General features: G+C 63.3%; 9 protein-coding genes and 1 tRNA gene. 7 read left to right on the plus strand and 3 right to left on the minus strand.

Features of this window, described 5'->3' with window-relative positions; genetic code table 11:
• Nucleotides 1-55 precede the first annotated feature (55 nt).
• Both P8L30_01090 and P8L30_01095 read left to right on the plus strand, forming a co-directional pair.
• Nucleotides 56-129: transfer RNA gene (locus tag P8L30_01090), tRNA-Ile, on the plus strand.
• 187 nt (nt 130-316) lie between these two features.
• Nucleotides 317-493 (plus strand): hypothetical protein, encoded by a 177-nt coding sequence (locus tag P8L30_01095; protein MDG2238794.1) that lies wholly within the window; start codon nt 317-319, stop codon nt 491-493.
• Here the strand turns inward: P8L30_01095 and P8L30_01100 are convergent.
• Entirely contained in the window at nt 486-3,695 is a 3,210-nt protein-coding gene (locus P8L30_01100) for a hypothetical protein (protein MDG2238795.1), read from the minus strand. The two genes, P8L30_01095 and P8L30_01100, sit on opposite strands and share 8 nt — an antisense overlap.
• Nucleotides 3,655-6,927, minus strand: coding sequence for an amidohydrolase family protein (locus P8L30_01105; protein MDG2238796.1), 3,273 nt, complete (start codon nt 6,925-6,927; stop codon nt 3,655-3,657). The genes P8L30_01100 and P8L30_01105 overlap by 41 nt, the downstream gene beginning before the upstream one ends.
• A gap of 422 nt (nt 6,928-7,349) precedes the next feature.
• On the opposite strand from P8L30_01105, the gene P8L30_01110 reads away from it, so the two are divergent.
• The 3 genes from P8L30_01110 (at nt 7,350) to P8L30_01120 (ending at nt 11,647) form a co-directional block, all read left to right on the plus strand.
• Nucleotides 7,350-8,759 (plus strand): ectonucleotide pyrophosphatase/phosphodiesterase, encoded by a 1,410-nt coding sequence (locus P8L30_01110; protein MDG2238797.1) that lies wholly within the window; start codon nt 7,350-7,352, stop codon nt 8,757-8,759.
• A 597-nt stretch (nt 8,760-9,356) separates the two neighbouring features.
• On the plus strand, nt 9,357-9,950 hold the full coding sequence (locus P8L30_01115; GenBank protein MDG2238798.1) for a gluconate 2-dehydrogenase subunit 3 family protein: 594 nt from the start codon (nt 9,357-9,359) through the stop codon (nt 9,948-9,950).
• Entirely contained in the window at nt 9,947-11,647 is a 1,701-nt protein-coding gene (locus P8L30_01120; protein ID MDG2238799.1) for a GMC family oxidoreductase, read from the plus strand. Before P8L30_01115 ends, P8L30_01120 begins: the two co-directional genes overlap by 4 nt.
• A gap of 458 nt (nt 11,648-12,105) precedes the next feature.
• Here the strand turns inward: P8L30_01120 and P8L30_01125 are convergent, their stop codons facing one another.
• A complete protein-coding gene (locus P8L30_01125) occupies nt 12,106-12,918 on the minus strand; it encodes a DUF1028 domain-containing protein (protein ID MDG2238800.1) in 813 nt (270 codons plus the stop codon).
• Between the two features lie 288 nt (nt 12,919-13,206).
• On the opposite strand from P8L30_01125, the gene P8L30_01130 reads away from it, so the two are divergent.
• Nucleotides 13,207-16,179, plus strand: a complete 2,973-nt coding sequence (locus P8L30_01130) for a TonB-dependent receptor (GenBank protein ID MDG2238801.1) — start codon at nt 13,207-13,209, stop codon at nt 16,177-16,179.
• A gap of 49 nt (nt 16,180-16,228) precedes the next feature.
• On the plus strand, nt 16,229-17,533 hold the full coding sequence (locus P8L30_01135; protein MDG2238802.1) for a RagB/SusD family nutrient uptake outer membrane protein: 1,305 nt from the start codon (nt 16,229-16,231) through the stop codon (nt 17,531-17,533).
• Nucleotides 17,534-17,618 lie beyond the last annotated feature (85 nt).

Here is a 17,618-nt window from a genome sequence, read left to right on the forward strand (position 1 = left end):
GGGGCTCGTTTAGCTTTTCCGGCTCCCAGTTGGTGTGCGCTGGGGAGCCCCAAAGGGGCCTGTAGCTCAGTTGGTTAGAGCGCACGCCTGATAAGCGTGAGGTCGGAAGTTCAAATCTTCCCAGGCCCACTTCGAAAGCCCGCTTGGTCGTTCTGACCTGGCGGGCTTTCTTCGTCAGTACGGTCTAGGATTTGAACTGCCGACCTCACGACGGGCACCAAGCTGAAGCCGGAAGTTCACTCGGAGGCGCGGTCAGCGCCGGAGAGGAGCGCAGGTCAAATCTTCCCAGGCCCACTGAAGGAACCCTCTGCCCCGCTTGGCCTCTTGGCCGTGCGGGGTTTCGGATTCTACGCTCTACTTCAACCCGGGTGCGGCCGGTCACCGGCGCTTTTCGCTGCCGGTGACCGTAGGACGCCTGATCGTGCAACTGGAGGGCCTCCTCCAGGCCGAGACCGTCGAGCTGGAGACCGCGGACTGGACAGCCTTCAGCTGATTAGGTTCTCCCTTCTCAGCACCGTCACCGGCCCGAGATCAAATCGCTCGAGGAGGGCGTTAAGCGCCGGCACCACCTCCAGAATCACGCGATCGAGTTCCACCAGGCTTTCCGTAAATTCGGACTCCGTGCGGAGTAGGCGCCTCACCTGATCGTCCGTCGGCCCGGTCATCGTTCCCTGCGTCGACGGACCGCCGTCGAACTCACCGATCAAGCCACGCCACCAGCCACGCAGCGAGCCATTGTCGCTCATGACTTCATCTGCCGCGGCCTCGATCACGTTGCGAAGCGAGTCAGCCATCTCCAGGTCGCTCTCCTCGACGTCCATCGCTTCGAGAGAATCGAGCGCCTCGCCTGCGCTCCGCGCGACCGTGTTCCCCTGGACCGCCGCGTAGTACTCGCGGCTCTGCAAGTCGTATAGCGAGAGCGTGAAGTTGTAACGACGCTGCTGCTCTTCTTCGCTCAGATCGAGGAGCGGGTCTGCTCGAACCTCAACGTCAGTGACCTGTCGGGCCCCGCCAGCCTCGACTTCGATCTGGTAGGTGCCTGCCAGAACGAACGGACCGCGTGGTCCCACGTCGAGGCTCGGGGCCGGATAGATCGTCGTATCCATCGGGAGCGGCTGCATGCGAAGATCCCACGACACTCGATTGAATCCTGCCGCGGCGGGGCCGGCAAAGCTGCGAACCGTCGCACCACGCGCGTCTCTCACCCTGATCCGGACGCCATCGTCGAGGGCCGAGGGCAGGTAGTAGTTGAGCAGCGCGCCGTACTCCGCGTTCGGCCCGCGGAAAGCCCCGTGCCCGAGCCTGGGCACGTCGTACTTGGGCTGGAAGATCGTCGCTGAATTCACAGGCGAGACATACAGGCCCCGCTCCAGCGCCGATTGGTCGAGACCGAGAAGCACCCCGACGTTGTCGAGAATCCAGATGCTCCGGCCATGGGTACCGGCGATGAGATCGTTGTCTCGCGGGTGGATCTCGAGGTCATGGATCGGCACGCGGGGCATGTTGTTGTTCAGGCGGGTCCAACTCGACCCACGATCGAGCGAGAAGAACACACCCTCGTCGGTTCCCGCGAAGAGAGCGTCCTCGTTATCGGGATGCTCGCGGATCACGCGCACTGATCCCTCGAGTCCGTTCGTTACCCGCTTCCACGATTCACCGAGGTCATCCGTCACGAACAGATGCGGGTCGTAGTCGTCATCCCAGTGTCCGTCGAAGGCGACGTAAGCTCGGTCAGCCGCTGCTGAGGACGCCTCCACGTGACCCACGAACATCGGAGCGTCGAGGTCCGGAACGTTCTCTCCCACCTCAGTCCAGTTCCGGCCACCGTCCAGGCTGACCTGAACCAGGCCGTCATCGGTCCCGACCCAAAGCACATCCGGTACGACGGGGGACTCCGAGATCTTCGTGATGTGCCCGTAGCCGGAGACACCATCGTTGCGGGACAGCGTGGTCGAATCGGACAGCACGCCCATGATCGGGATCGAATCCGGATCTAGCTGCCGGGTGAGGTCGGGAGAGGCGGTCCAACTCATGCCCCTGTTCCGAGTGGTGAAGAGGCGATTCCCACCGAGGTGGATCGTAGCGGGATCGTGTGGTGACAGCGTGAAGGGCGCCGTCCAGTAGTAGCGATACGTCTCGGCGGTGTCGGTCGGGAACGGCTTGATGACCTTGCGGTCGCCGGTACGCGGATCGTGGCGGATGATCGCGCCGCCCTGAGAGCTCGTGTACACGTATCGGGCATCTTCAGGGTCGGCTGCCTGGACCATGCCGTCCCCGAAATCGGAGACGACCCAGTGCTGATTGAGGATGCCTTTGATGCTGCGCGTGGTGGAGGGCCCATACACCGACTGATTGTCCTGCAACCCGCCATAGACGTTGTACGGCTCTGCCATGTCGAACGCGATGTCGTAGAACTGACCGATGGGCAGGTTGTTCGCCATCGTCCATCGATCGCCTCCGTCAAAGCTGAAGTAGACGCCGCCGTCGTTCCCGAGCATGACGTGATCGGAATCCGCGGGATCGATCCAGAGCGAGTGGTTGTCGACGTGCACGCCGATTCCATAGGAGCCGGGCTCGTCAAATTCGACCTGTTCAAACGTCTGGCCACCGTCACGAGAGCGGTGCATGTACGTCCCGAGCACATAAATGTGCTCGTCGTCATTCGGGTCCATATACATCGCCGAGTAGTACATCGGACGAGGATTCAGGGCGTTCACCTTGGTCCAGCTCTCACCCCGATCCTCCGACCGGAAGATTCCTCCGTCCTCGGCTTCGACGATCGCCATGACGATGTTCGGATTTTCCTGCGAGACATCGATGCCGATTCGTCCCTTGTTCCCTTCCGGTAGACCGTTGGTCAGCTCCGTCCAGCTCTCTCCGCCGTCGCTCGACTTGTAGAGCCCTCCGCCGGGTCCGCCCCCGTTGAAGCCGTACGCTCGGCGTTGCCGCTGGTAGGCGGCGGCGTAGATCGTGGCCGGATCGGAGGGGTCCATCTCCATGTCGACGACCCCCGTGTTCTCATCGATTTCAAACACCTTGTCCCACGAGGCACCGCCGTCTTCCGTCTTGTAGATGCCGCGCTCACGGTTCGGCCCGAAGAGGTGCCCGAGTGCCCCGACCCAAACCACGTTCGGATTGGTGGGGTGGATCAGGACCTTGCCGATGTGGCGCGTCTCCTCGAGCCCCATGAGCTGCCACGTCACGCCGCCGTCGGTCGATCGATAAACGCCCTCCCCCCAGGGAGAGCTGTTGCGGTTGTTGGCTTCGCCGGTGCCCACCCACACATGATCGGGATGGGAGCGCGAGACCGCGATGTCGCCAATCGAAAGCGTCGCCTGCTCGTCGAAAACCGACGCCCATGTCGTCCCATGATTGACCGACTTGAAGACGCCTCCAGAGGCGGTACCGACGTAGATCGTGGATGGCCGGCTCGGGAGCGCCTCAATGTCCGTTACGCGTCCTCCTTGGCTGGCCGGTCCAATCTGTCGCCACTCGAGGGCCGCGAGCTGTTCCGGCTCAAAGCGGACGGCCTGGGCGGCGATCGGCACGGACGGGGCCACGGCGAACAAGCCACCGACGACCGCGCCGACCATCAAACTCGGAAACGCCGCACGGACTGCGGGTCGAGTCGCGCTCACTTCGTAGTCACACATCTCAATTTCCTCCCCGAAGAGCTTCGAGTGCCTGCTGCTCACGAACCCAGTGTGGAATGGGGAACGGCCGCGCGCTGGGCCAGACACGATCGAGCGTGTCTCCCTCGTAGAGTTCGCCGTTCTTCATCACATAGCGGATGTCTGTCGAGTTACGAATGTCGTCGAGCGGGTTGCTGTTCAGCACGATGAGGTCCGCGAGCTTGCCCACCTCGATCGAGCCGAGGTCCGTCTCATACCCGATCGATAGCGCTCCCTGAATCGTGGCGATCTGGAGCGCTTCCATGTTGGTCATGTCACCGCTCTGGAGCATCCAGAGCTCCCAGTGGGCAGCGATGCCGTCCTGCTGCCCGTGCGACCCTAGGCCTCCAATCCCACCGGCCCGGACGATGTCTCTGAGGCCCCGAGCGATATCCGGGAAGTTGTAGTCCTCTTCGACGATGATCGGACGTCGTCGGGTCCGTACGAGCAACTCGCTCGGAGTGAAGAGCGCCGACTTGGGGTCCTTGTCCAAGTCGACCCGCGCCCGCCAATAACCATCGCCCGCGGGGCCCCCGTATGCGACGCCGAGGGTCGGCGTATAGGCGATCTTCGCTTCGGCGAAGAGCGTGATCACGTCTTTGTAGAGCGGCACCTGGCCGAGCGAGTGCTCGATGCCCGTGAAGCCGTCTATGGCCATCGATATATCCATCTTCAGGTCGGCGGCGCCTTCGTTGGTGGTGTTGATTCCCTCTGCGTGCGCCGCCTTAAGAATCCACTGCCGCTGAATCCGGCGGGGCTGCAAGTACTGTTTGAGCGAATTCACGCCTTGGGCTTTGTAGCGGCGCACGGCGCGCAGCGCGTCATTGTAATTCCGTACCTGAATGTTGTTACTCGTGAGCGGAGGACCGGTCGCGTAGATCCGCGATCCGACCATCTCGCCTGCGTCGATAAGCTCACCCCAGGCGACGTTCCATCGGGTCCCAGACGGATTGCGCGTCGTGGTGACCCCGTGTGCGAGATTCGCGGCAATGGACCACTCCTGATCGGGTGCGAGTTCCGAACCGGTCTTGGGATGTGCGTGTGTATCGACGATGCCCGGCATGATGGTTGTGCCCGAAACGTCGATGACCTCCGCCCCGGGAGGTGCCGGGACGTTCACCCCGACCTCGACGATCCTGTTGTTGCGCACGAGAAGGTCACCGCGTTCGATAATCTCATCGCCGTTCATCGTGATGATGCGCGCACCGCGGAGAAGCACCTCACCCTGAGGGACTGAGCGCGGCACCGTGAGCGTGACCACCTCGTGGCTAATGCCCCAGCTGTTCGATTCCGGGTCACTCATGACCGCCTCAAGCGGCGCCCGGTAGTAGTGGTTGGCGAAGCTCCACGCGACGGTGCTTCCACCGTCCGCCCATGCGGCGTAGTTCGCTCCCTCAGTCGTGATTCGACGCAGGGGAACGGAGGGCGATTGGAAGTTCACCGCGATACCATCTCCTCCCGCCGCAGGAAGTGGCAGCACGTAGACGTCGTCACGATCCATGACCAACAGAGAACGCTCGTCCGGTGAGACGCGCACTTCCACGCCTGCTTTAGTACTGATCTTGGCGTGTGTGCGCTTGTCCGCTCCATCCAAGCGAACCGAGACGACCGCCGTGGTCGTGTTCGCGTTGAAGCCAGGCTCGCTGTTCGGGACATCTTCCGTGAAGTAGACGCGTCCCCCGTGGTCACCACCCTCGGTTACCGCCGCGGAGCGGGCGTCGCCTTGGACGATGGTCGTAGGCTCGCCACCCTCGGCGGAAACCCAGCGAAGCTCTCCGAGCGTTGCAACCGGACCCGCGCCGAGCCCTACCCGCCTCGGCGACGACGAATAGACGACCCGATCGCCTTCTGGACTCCACTCCGGGAAGCGTACGTACGCAGGATCCGCGGTCAGGCGCTGCGGCCTGCCACTACCATCCGCGCGAGCCTTCCAGACGTGCCCGCCCTCGGAATCCGACCAGGTGATGTATGCGACCCACGCACCGTCAGGAGAGAACGCCGGATAGTATGCGCGCTCCTCCTGGTCGGTCAGTCGCTCCGGCGTCCCAATGCCCGCACCACCCCGGTCGGCCGTCCACAACTTCCCGACTGCCGAAAAGGCGATCTGGCTGCCATCCGGCGATTCAGCTACGGACACCAACTGGGTGACGGGCAGGCGCCCGTCGGGGATTTCGAGTGGAATGAAGAGGCGCTCTCCCATTTCGATCTCGACGTCGACCGAGAATGGAATGACACTGACTTCGCGGGTGTCGAGTTCGACGCGCTTGATCTTCCCACCGCCGTAGAACACGACCGCGCGCGAATCCGGGGTAAACGAGTAACCCGGAAAGACGTCGTTCGGAGCGTAGCCCTCCTGATCGTCGCGCTGCGTCTCTTCGACGAGCCAACTGTCTTCGTGCGTGCTCAGGTCGCGGATCCTCAGCGCCGTTCGAACGCCGGCTCTGGTTGCGTACACCAGCCACTTGCCGTCGGGCGACGCGATCGGACGGAGTCCACCCCCGGAGCCGGCGGTGAGTCGCGTCTCTTCACCGGTCTCGAGGTCGAACGCGAGCACTTGGTAGCTGCCCAGGGTCTCGCCCGCGTAGCCGCCACCGTGCGACGACGTGTAGAGGGTCCCACCGTCGGGGGAGAACGCGGCCCCCGTATTGGTCGACTTCCTCGTGGGGCTCTGGGGAAACACCTGAATCCCTGAGCCGCCGTCCACGTGATACATCCAGAGAGGGACGTTGGTGAGGTAGTTCTCGGCCGAAGGGTAGGGGCCGAACCGACGGGTCACGAGGTACTGACCGTCCGGGGTCCATTCAGGAGACCCGAGCGCGCTGTCGATTTCCTTCGTCAGCTTGCGAAGGCCCGACCCGTTCGGGGAAACGACCCAGAGATTGTCTCCGCCGTCACGATCCGAAATGAATGCGATCCTCGAACCGTCGGGCGACCAGCGTGGCGTCGCATCGAATTCCATACCCTGTGTGAGGCGTGTCGCCTGGCCACCCGCAATCGGGATCGTGTAGAGATCTCCGAGGAGATCGAAGGCGATCCGCTCACCGTCCGGCGAAACGTCAAGTGAAACCCACGTGCCTTCGTCCGTCGTGAAACGAAGCGTGCGCTCCGGTTCGATCACGAGCGCGGACGCAGTGTCGGATGGCAGGGGGGTCGACTGCTGCACCGCGGCCGCGAGCGGCACATATGCGAACGCAGACAGCATCAGCGCGCTGAGCGCGGTCCAGACGGACTTCGGCTTCGAGATATCGAGGCGCATCGGTTCTCCAGTGACTCGCGAATACGGAGTGGTCGATCGTGGCGTGACGTGCATGGCAGAGGGGATCGGAGCTTGCGCGCCGTGGCCACGAACCGCAACGGCGCTCCTCGACGACGCCGTCTACCGGAGAGGTGGCAACGATGCTCTCGTCTGGGCATCCTGCGGCTCCACTTGGCATCTACGAGATGGCACGTGAGAGACCAAGAGACTTTCCGAGCCGAATCTCCGCCCCCCAGTCGGCGCATCGATCTGAATGCGTGCTCTCTCGGGGTGCTCTCTCACCGGTCCGCAACCTGCCTCTCGGAGTTCACCGAGCGCTAGAACCCTACCGGTCCTTTTCTTGCTCAAAGCACCGCTGTCATCTAGGGTGCTTTCGGCGCCACCCCAAGGGCCCTCGACCCCTCCCACCATTGTGTTCCGCAATGCAAAGCCACGCCGCTGCCTTCCGGTCCCTCCCACCGTTCGTGTTGGCGCTCTTCGTTCTGGTCGGCCTGCCCGGGGCGGCCGCCGCGCAGGACCACAACGACCGATTGGCGGACCATGTGGTCCTCATCTCCGTAGACGGACTCCGTCCCGAGTTCTACCTAGAGGAACGCTGGCCGGCACCCATGATGCAGCGCATAGCCAGCGAGGGAACCCACGCGACCAAGGTGCGCGGGGTTACGCCTACGGTGACGTACCCTTCCCACACCACGCTGGTCACCGGAGCGCTTCCGGCCCGCCATGGCGTCACCAACAACCGGCCCTTCGAGCCAGGTGGAGAGTCGGGCTTGTGGTTCATGGAGAGCAGCCAGATCCTGGTGCCCACCCTCTGGGACGCGGTGAAGGCCGCGGGTGGTACCTCTGCTGGGATCTCCTGGCCGGTGAGCGCCGGGAGTGTCATCGACTTCAATATCCCTGAATTTTGGTCGGTGCCGGGGCGGGAGGGGGACCTGACCGGCCCGGCCGCCAACACTGCGGCGCTGCGGAGTCGCGTCACGCCCCCGGGGCTGCTGGAAGAGATCGAGAACGAGTCCTTGGGCCCGTTCTCGGACCGGTACTGGGGCCGGAGCCGATCTCGGGAAGACATGGTGGGCGACATGGCGGCGCACATCATCGAAGCAAAGCGACCCAATCTGTTGGTGGTCCACCTGAACCAGACCGACTACCACCAGCATGCCGAAGGACGTGAGCATCCCGAAGTCCGGCTGGCGGTGGCGGCTGTGGACCGTGCCATCGCACGGATGGTGGAGGCCGCGGACCGGGCCGGCATCCTGGAGCGGACGGCCTTCATCGTCACCGGGGATCACGGCTTCGTCGATGTTGATACACGGGTCGCGCCCAACGTGTGGCTTGTGGCCGCCGGTCTCCACGAGGACCGACCGGATCGAGGTGACTGGCGGGCGGCCTTCCACCCCGCAGGGGGGAGCGCCTTCCTCCGTGTCCGCGACCCATCCGACCATGAGGCCGTCAATGAGGTGCGGATCATGCTGGAGGCCCTACAGCCAGGCGTCCGGTCACTCTTTCGCGTGGTGGGACGGGAGGAACTGGCGGCCTGGGGCGCCGATCCCGAGAGCCCTCTCGCCCTGGCTGCGGCCCCAGGGGTCTCTATCATAGGCGATACCCACGGCCTGGCGGTGCGATCTGGATCAGGGGGTGCCCACGGCTATTTCCCCGAGATGGACGACATCCACACAGGCTTCGCGGCTTGGGGAGCCGGAATCGCTCCTGGTCGGACGGTCCCTCTGATGGGACTCGTGGACGTGGCTCCGGTCGTCGCGGCCCTTCTGGGTTTGGACTTCCATGCTCCCGACGGGGTTCTGCGACCGGGGATACTCGCCGGCGGCGGATAGGAGATTCAACCGGGGTGAAGCGTGAGAGAGCACGGTAGGGGTGAGACGTAGGGCGGCAACGTGGCGGAGCCGCTGGAGTGACTGAGGCAGTGAGGAGCCTTGGTGGATGGCTCGGAGCGGAGGACAGATCCCCTCCTCCCCGGAGCCGGGAGCACGCCACTCGGTAGCTGCCGAGTATCCCGAGACAGCTCATCCGATTGAGGGCCTTGCTTGCCAGCGGGACCTCGACCCGTTGTCAGCCGAAGGTTCAACTCCCGCTATCAAGGCATAATCCACGTCCACATCACAGCAAGGTACAGGCAGACGAATACCGGCCGCGCGATATCTGCACAGAGCGGCTGATCATGCCTCCGTCCTTCGCCTCAGGTGCCGACGAAGCTCCACCAAGCCGTGGCCCCGCCTGTTCCAAGACTCGGCCGATCGACACGTCCATACGCTGCAGTGAGTTCGGTGACTCGCTGCAAAGGCTAGGGAGCGCCCTCTGAAGCGTACTGGCGGCCAAAATTAAGGACGCGCATCTTAGCGCCGTTGTTCGCGCTTGGGGCCCGGGACTCTCCCCCTAGCTCGCCCTGCCTGCCTGCTTCCAGAGAAGGTCGTATGCCCTCGACTCCCACCTCCCGCCGTGATTTCCTTCGCTCCACCGGCCTCCTCGCTGTTGGAGGTGGTCTTGCGCTCTCCCTCACGGGATGCATGGAGGCCGCAGACTCAGCGTCCGAAGCCTTTGAAAACGGCGAGGGTCCCCGGGTCCTCACCGAAGAAGAGCGCCGTACTTTGGAGGCTTTCTCCGACCGGATCCTGCCGCCCGACGGCGACGCTCCAGGAGCGTCGGCTCTGGGCGCGGTTGTGTTCATGGATCACTACGCCGCCCAGAAGCCCGACGTTCTAGAGGTGATCCGTCATGGTCTCGAAGTCCTGGACGCCCGGGTGAGTGAGGCCCACCCTGACCCGGGCGGCTTCGCAGAGTTGGACGGCGACGCCATGGACGCCATCGTGGGTGGACTGGAGATGGATGCACCCGACGCGTTTTGGCCGCTGCAGAACATGGTGGTTTTCGGCGCGTTTTCGGCGCCGGCTAGAGGGGGGAACCGAGACAAGGCGGGCTGGGCTATGCTCGGGTATGACGACCGGATGGCGTGGCAGCCGCCCTTTGGATTCTACGATGCCCAAGCCGCCCAGGGAGGCGATCAATGAGCCCCCGCATGCCTGGCCAGCCCATGAGCCGACGGGCGTTCCTCGCGCCGTCGGCCGTCACTTATCAGACCCGAGAGCAGGTGGACTTCGTGGTAATCGGGTCCGGCGCCGCCGGGGGCGTCATGGCTCGGGAGTTGTCTCAAGCGGGCTTCTCGGTGGTGGTACTGGAGCAGGGTCCCTATCGGCGCGCGACTGACGTGAGCCACGATGAGGTCGACATCACCTTCGACAAGGCGATTGCCGTCGACGACCCTCAGACGTTTCGCCCCACGGCTTCCGACCCCGCCGAAACGCAGAAGGCACCGTTCCCTCCGGCCTTCTACGCCAAGACGGTGGGAGGGAGCAGCGCCCATTTCACCGGCAACTACTGGCGCTTCCGTCCCATCGATTTTCAGGAGCGCAGCGTCCTTGGGGCCATCCCTGGCACCGGCCTGGCGGACTGGCCCATCAGCTACGAGGACCTCGAACCCTACTACACCAAGGTGGACTGGGATGTGGGTGTGTCCGGTGCTCCTGGACCCAACGACCCGCCCCGCTCCCGAGGGTATCCCCATCCGCCCCTTCCCGTGAAGTCGTCCGGTGTGCTCTTCGAACGGGGAGCGCGGGCGCTGGGCTTCAATCCGTATCCGGCGCCCATGGCCATCCTCTCGGAGCCCCGTCCGGGACGCGGCTCCTGCGTCCATTGCGGTTCGTGCATGGGATTCATGTGCGAGATGAACGCTAAGTCGTCGACCTTGGCCAGTCTGATCCCCGAGGCCGAGGCCACCGGGAAGTGCGAGATCCGAGCGGAGAGCACGGTGCACCGCATCGAACTGAACGACGACGGCCGGGTGCGCGAAGTGGTGTACTACGACCGGGACGGGGTCGTCCAGGCTCAGGCAGCCAAGGCCGTGGTGCTGTGCGCCAACGGCGCTGAGACCCCACGAATCCTGTTCATGTCGGAGTCGTCGGGCTTTCCGCAGGGGTTGGCCAACGGCAGCGGCATGGTGGGCACGCATCTCATGTTCAATGGGAACGGGTTGGCCCACGGCCAGTTCGAGGAACCGTTGAACGAGTTCAAGAGCGTCCAGGTGACGCGGATCTGCACCGACTGGTACGACTCGGATCCCAAGCGGGGCTTCTACGGCGGGGGCGGGATGGATGGGCGGATGATGTTCTCGCAGCCCATTCTCTTTGCGTTGACCGGACTTCCCCCCGACTCGCCGGCGTGGGGGCCAGAGTTCCGGCGCACCCTGGCCCGTCAGTTCAATCGCACGATGCAGATCGCGACGCACTCCACCTCGCTTCCCCTGGCGACCAACACGGTGACGTTGGACGACGAGGTCACGGATCAATACGGCCGTCCAGGGCTCCGGGTCACGTATAAGGACCACCCGGACGACCTGGCCATGGTGACATTCCTCCGGGATCGAGCCGGGGAGATCCTAGAGGCGGCGGGTGCCACGAAGGTCTGGAAGGATCCCGTGGGGGAGCAGAACGTGGGCTTCCACCTGTTGGGTACCTGCCGCATGGGCGACGACCCCGCCACTTCCGTGGTGGACAAGTATCACCGGAGCCATGAGGTGCGGAACCTGTTCATCTGCGACGGGAGCAGTCTTGTTACGTCGGGGAGAGGACAGCCCACCATGACGATCCAGGCGCTGGCCTTCCGGGCGGCGGAGCACATCGCGGAGGCGGCCAGGAAAGGCGACATCTGATGGATATGGATGCGACCCTCGCTCGACGACGAAGCGCTACCCAGAAGGATAGGCGATCCAACCGTCGCCTAGCGTCAGGACGCACGGTAGGGCGGGGATAGCAGTGGGACAAGGAAGGGTGCCGGATGGCTAGGGCGCATCCCGAAGGCCGGAAAGTCAGGGCGTCGGGGGAGGTGGAGGTGGGATGGTGGAATGGGCCGGTTGGATGCTCAGATGGGCGGGCTGGGCGAAGGGCCAGTCTCCGCCAGGTGGAGCCGAAGCGGAACGGTCCGAGGGTGCCGTCGACCGCCAGGATCGGCGCCGCGCGGAAGAAGAACGCCGGGAGGGCGCAGCCTGTACCGTAGGTCGTGTCTCATTGGAAGAGCCAACGTCGCCCGATCATCCGGGGGTTCCCCAAGGCATTGGTGCATGGCTCCGAATTGAGGACGGACCCCTGGTCCCCCGGACCGGGATCTTCATCAGCGACCAGAACCCCTTCGTTGTGCCTGGATCCGGTCCCTCTGCTGGCCAGCCAGTTCCACTAGCCTGCGCAACTCCACGATGGGGTTGTCAGCGTCGTCTACCTGCAGGCGGAGGACCACGTCGTTGTTGAGCCAAACACCGCCGTCCTCTTTGACGATGAGCATGGCGGCGGACTGCATGCCCCGGATGTCCCCACCCGCGGCCTGCCCAGCCTCCAGCGCTGCCATGAGCCGATAGGACAGGTGGCCCTCGGTCTCATTGAAGGCCCGCACCATCCCCTCGACCACCTCCGGGCCTGCCAGAATGTTGCCTTGAGCAGAGACGTACCGCTCGATCTTGTGCCCCGCCCAGGTAGACGCCTGTGGACCGGTGTGGGTGGCCACGTTTCCTTGGAAGTCCATCACGGAGAACTGGCGCCCTTCTATGGTCCATCGCTCCGGGTCCGGGTTGGGGTCGGCATCCAGGATGGTACGGACCACCACGTCGGGGGAATATCCCAGGGCCAAGAGTTCCAGCGCCTGAGGGCCGTAGCTCACGTCCACGATGGCCTGGGTGGCTGCGACGCCGACACCGGCCTTCGCCCAGAGGACTCCATTCCCCACGGAGAAGACCCGGGACTGGACGGCAGCCCCGATCTCTCCCGTCTCGGGGTCGAAGCCGAGGATGGAGAAGGTTGCCACAGGTGGCCAGGGTAGGTCAGCCTTGACCGAGGCCTGCTGCTGCCCTGCGAGAGATGACCCCTCCATAGCCGAGTAGAGGGTGAGGCTGGCGATGAGGATGAGGAGGGGCGAGCGTGTTGACATCTTCATGCGGAGGACCTGGATAAAGGCGGGGTCGCGGCGTTCGGTGGAGTAGATGCTTCACGTGACGGCGGGCAGGCGCAAGGTCTTAGCTTGACTGGGTAGCGACCTGCCTCAGGCACGGTAGATGAAGAAGGGCCTTGCCGTAATCGAGCCCTTGTGTGAGTATGATGGCGACCTCGGCCTCGGTCGATAACGACGCGTCCAGTTCGTGAAGCGTTCGCGCTGTGTAAGATTGCCCGGGGTGTCGTCGCAGTAATGAGCGAGTTTCGTAACCTACAGCAGGAAATACAAACCGTGTTAAGACAAGTCGTCAGCCACTCCGGCCTAGCGAGGATGTTGGCTGTCCTCGTTGTAGTCGGCGCATTAATTCCGGTGAGCGCCCAGGCGCAGACCGGAAACGTCACAGGTAGTGTCGTAGCTGCTACAACTGGGCAGCCCATCAACGGGGTGCAGGTGAGCATCGTCGGCACGACACAGGGAGCCCTGAGCAACGCCAATGGTCGCTTCCTGGTTACTAATGTGATTGCAGGCACCGTAACGGTAAGGGTGAACTATGTAGGTTATGGAACGCAGACCCAGGAAGTCACCGTCACCAGCGGCGGGACGGCGTTGGCCGAGTTCCGTCTCGAGATCTCCGCGGTTTCCCTCGACGAGATCGTGGTCACCGGGACCGCTGGCGCTGTGGAGCGTCGCAAGATCGGCGTGTCCCTGGCATCCTTGGACATTGGGGCTATCAGCGAGGCCCAGCCCATCACAAGCTTCGGCCAGGCCATGGAGGGCCGCGTTCCTGGCCTTCGGTCCATCGGGACTGTGGGCGGCGTGGGCGCCACCCGTGAACTCCGTATCCGAGGTACCGACAGCTTCAGCCTCGGCCAGCGCCCCGTCGTCTACATCGACGGCGTGCGCGTGGATAGCCGGGGTGGCGAGTGGACGAGAGGTGGCTTGGGGAGCTCCAGCATGACCTGCTGCTCCTTCTCCGGCGGTGCCGGTGAAGACCGCCTGTCCGACCTCAACCCTGACGAAATCGATCGCATCGAGATCATCAAGGGTCCGGCAGCGGCAACGCTGTACGGCTCGGAGGCTTCCGGCGGTGTGATCCAGGTCTTCACGAAGCGTGGCCGCGCCAATAGCCCGGCTAACTTCAGTCTCACCACCAACGTGGGCTTCAACCAGCATCGGAAGAACTTCCCCACAGCCCTGCGGAGTCAGCGCGACTTCGGTAAGGACGGATTCGCCGCTTGGGACCCGAACGAGACGCTCATCCAAAAGGGTCTCATCAACAGTTACAACCTCAACGTGGACGGCGGTGGGGAGAACATCACCTACTTCGTCTCCGGTGGTTTCAACTATGAAGAGGGCTCTGTCCAGCCCAACGACCAGAAGAAGGGGAACCTGCGGGTGAACCTGAACTGGACCGTGGGTGACAATTTCACGGTGGGTGTGACCTCCGGGTACGTCCGGAATCGGATCATGTCTCTCCAGTCCGGGAACAACTGGTTGGGCATCTACACCAACGCCCTTCTGTCCAATCCCCGGAACGCCACGCCAGAGTTGCCCTACGGTGGCGGTCTCGACGTGAACGTGGCTGATGCCCAGGCCATCTCCACGTATGCAGATGCCGACCGCTGGACTGGTGCTTTGACCCTGAACTACAATCAGAGCAGCAATCTCACACACAAGGCCACCTTTGGTCTGGACGCGCTCACCGACCAGAAGACGCGCATCCTGCCCTTCGGCAACCACTACACCTACATCGGCGAGAGTGGCGAGCGGAACATCGGGTACAGGAACGCCCGCAAGTTCACCGGCGACTACCTGGGGAATCTGAACTACGATCTCCCCTGGTTCTCAGGCGCCCTCGCCTTCGGTGGACAGGCGTACTGGGACGTGACTTCCACGTCTGTGGCGACCGGTAAGGACTATGCCGGCCCCGGTGTGACTATGGTGGGTGGCGCTGCCCGGACCTTCGGCGGTGAGACCTTCAGTGAGTCGGTCAACATTGGAGCCTTCGTCCAGAATCGCTTCGACCTGGGCGACCTTTTCGTCACCCTGGCGGCTCGCGTCGACGGGAACAGCGCCTTTGGTGAGAACTACGGCCTCCAGCTGTACCCCAAGGCCGACATGGCCTACAACATTCCCCTCAGCGGGTCCGGCTTCCTGAGCCAATTGAAGGTGCGGGCTGCTATTGGTACGGCGGGCAAGGCGCCTGGCCCCTTCGACCAGTTCCAGACGTACACACCGAACACGGTGTTGGACGACGAAGCTGGTGTCAGTCCCTCTAACCCGGGGAACTCCGCGCTTGAGCCCGAGAACAAGACCGAGTACGAGGCGGGATTCGACATGGGTCTCTTTGACAACCGTGTCGGCGTGGACTTTACATTCTACAATGCCACCACAACGAATGCCCTCCTGGGTATTGCGCTTCCTCCGAGCTCGGGCTTCTCCTCGTCCCAGAGGCGGAACGTGGGCAAGATCCTGAACCGCGGCTTCGAGGTGAGCATGAATTCCACGCTGGTGGACGCGAGTTCATTCAGGTGGTCCGCAGGCGTAAACTACGAGTGGAGCCACAACGAGATCCTGGATCTGGGTGATACGGCCATTCCCGACTCGCTTCCGGTTTACAGCTCGACCGGTGGAGACGTGCCGACCAGTTGGAATTACTTCAACAGCCTGGGCAGCTACCGCGAGGGGTACGCGGTAGGAACCAACGTCAACCGGATGATCGTGGGGTATGACGCCGCGACCACCACACACACCCGCTCCACCTACAGGGCGTTCCTGGGGAATCTCTTCCCGGACCATATGGCATCGTTGAACAACGACTTCCAGTTCGGTGAGTCGTTGCGCATGAACGTCCAGTTCAGGGGCGAGTGGGGCGCGGTCATGGGCAACAGCGACCGGAGCTACGGCGTGCGGCAGTATGCGTACGACGAGTACAACCAGTTCCTGGACGCTTCGAACGAGCCCACAGCCCAGGCCGACTCGATCCTGGACTACATGAGGAAGGTGACTCCGTCGGATTCCCGGGACCACATCCGGCTCCAGGAGATCGCTCTCACGTACGACCTTCCGGAATGGCTGCTGAACCCGGTGGGACTCCAGCGCACGTCCATGACGTTGTCTGGCTACAATCTCATGTGGTGGGACGACTGCAACTGCCCCGACCCGAACCAGCAGTACCAAGGCGGGGCTGACTACAGCACGAGCCCATTCCTAGGGTTACCGCAGCCGCGAAGATTCATGATATCCTTCCGGACGAGGTTCTAAGGCTATGAACCACATGACGCCTGGAATCAATGACTCGAGGAAGACGAACATGAAACGCAGATTCACTTTCGGGATTAGCTTGGCCGTTGCAGCTGTGGTCGGTCTCTCCGCGTGCGGAGAGCTTTTGACCGTCTCCGACCCTCAACGGTACACCGCTACTGACCTCGACAACGCCCTTCCCGCTGTTGCCAACGGTGTGGAAGGCGCTGTCCACGAGGTGATCGATTCGTGGGTGATATACCAAAATCTGTTGGGTGACATATACCAGCACACCGGTACGTGGTCCGGTTATGACGAGACCGATCATGGCTGGTTCATCTACGGGGCCAACAGCATGCAGGGCGTCCAGAACAGCCTGCTCCGGGCCCGCTGGTTCGCCACGGCCGCCGAGGAACGGTTCGTGGAGGTGCTCGGTGCGGAGGCGGCGAGCAGCCCCTTGACCGCGCAGGCACGGCTTGGGGGTGCTCTGGCCGACATGGTCATAGGTATGACGTGGTGCGAGGCGCCGTTGGTTGAGGATGGCCCGGCGGTCTCCGACATGCAGGTTCTCGCGCAGGCGATTGACAAGTTTACCGCCACCATCGCGACGGCCAATTCGGCCGGCGCGTCGAACATCGCCACGGCCGCTCTGGCCGGGCGGGCGCGGGCTAAGCTGGTCATGGGAGATTACGCTGGAGCGGCCGCAGACGCGGCGCAGGTGCCTGACGGCTTCAACTACGGCGCCAAGTTCAACAACCAGTCGAACAACTCGATCGTGACGCTAACCACCGCCACTTACAACAAAGCGGCCGGATATCAGGCGAAGTGGTGGAACCTGGTGGACAGCGATGCCGCCGGTCCCACGCACATGCGTGATCCGTACACCAACGAGTACGATCCACGGAAGCCGATGTACTTCGTCGACGGCATTACGGCGACGGACAACCTCACGATGCACTACAGCCAGTGGAAGTTCCAAGTGGAGACCGACGACATTCCGATGCTACACTCGGACGCGATGCGGTTGATCCAGGCCGAGAATCTCTACCGGACCAATGACTACGCAGGTGCCATGACCATCCTCAACCAGCTCCGGGCGAACGTTGGCCTCACGGCCATCGCGGTGCCCACCGATGCCACGGTCATGCGTGACATTCTCCTCTCTGAGCGTGATGCTGAGCTGTTCATGGAGGGAATGAGGGCGGTGGACCTGTATCGCTTCGGACTCACCAAGGAGATCTTCGCGGCCATGAACGATGTCGAGCGTCCGGCCTCGGGCCGGCCCACCAAGTGGCCAATGAGCGAGACTGAGGCGTTGTACAACACCAACATCGTAGATGATCTGGCGCAGCGTTGCCTGCCCGTAACCAGCTGATTCGGCGATGATGTAGCAGTGAAGAAGTAATGTTGGACAAGGAGGGCGGTACCTATATTCAGGTGCCGCCCTCCCTTGTCATCGA

This window comes from Longimicrobiales bacterium (genome assembly GCA_029245345.1).
GTDB lineage: Bacteria > Gemmatimonadota > Gemmatimonadetes > Longimicrobiales > Gaopeijiaceae > CALFPJ01.

Coding starts and splice junctions, on each gene's coding strand:
- P8L30_01105 (MDG2238796.1), bottom strand. CDS start 6,927: ATGCGCCTCGATATCTCGAAGCCGAAGTCCGTCTGGACCGCGCTCAGC.
- P8L30_01110 (MDG2238797.1), top strand. CDS start 7,350: ATGCAAAGCCACGCCGCTGCCTTCCGGTCCCTCCCACCGTTCGTGTTG.
- P8L30_01115 (MDG2238798.1), top strand. CDS start 9,357: ATGCCCTCGACTCCCACCTCCCGCCGTGATTTCCTTCGCTCCACCGGC.
- P8L30_01120 (MDG2238799.1), top strand. CDS start 9,947: ATGAGCCCCCGCATGCCTGGCCAGCCCATGAGCCGACGGGCGTTCCTC.
- P8L30_01125 (MDG2238800.1), bottom strand. CDS start 12,918: ATGAAGATGTCAACACGCTCGCCCCTCCTCATCCTCATCGCCAGCCTC.
- P8L30_01135 (MDG2238802.1), top strand. CDS start 16,229: ATGAAACGCAGATTCACTTTCGGGATTAGCTTGGCCGTTGCAGCTGTG.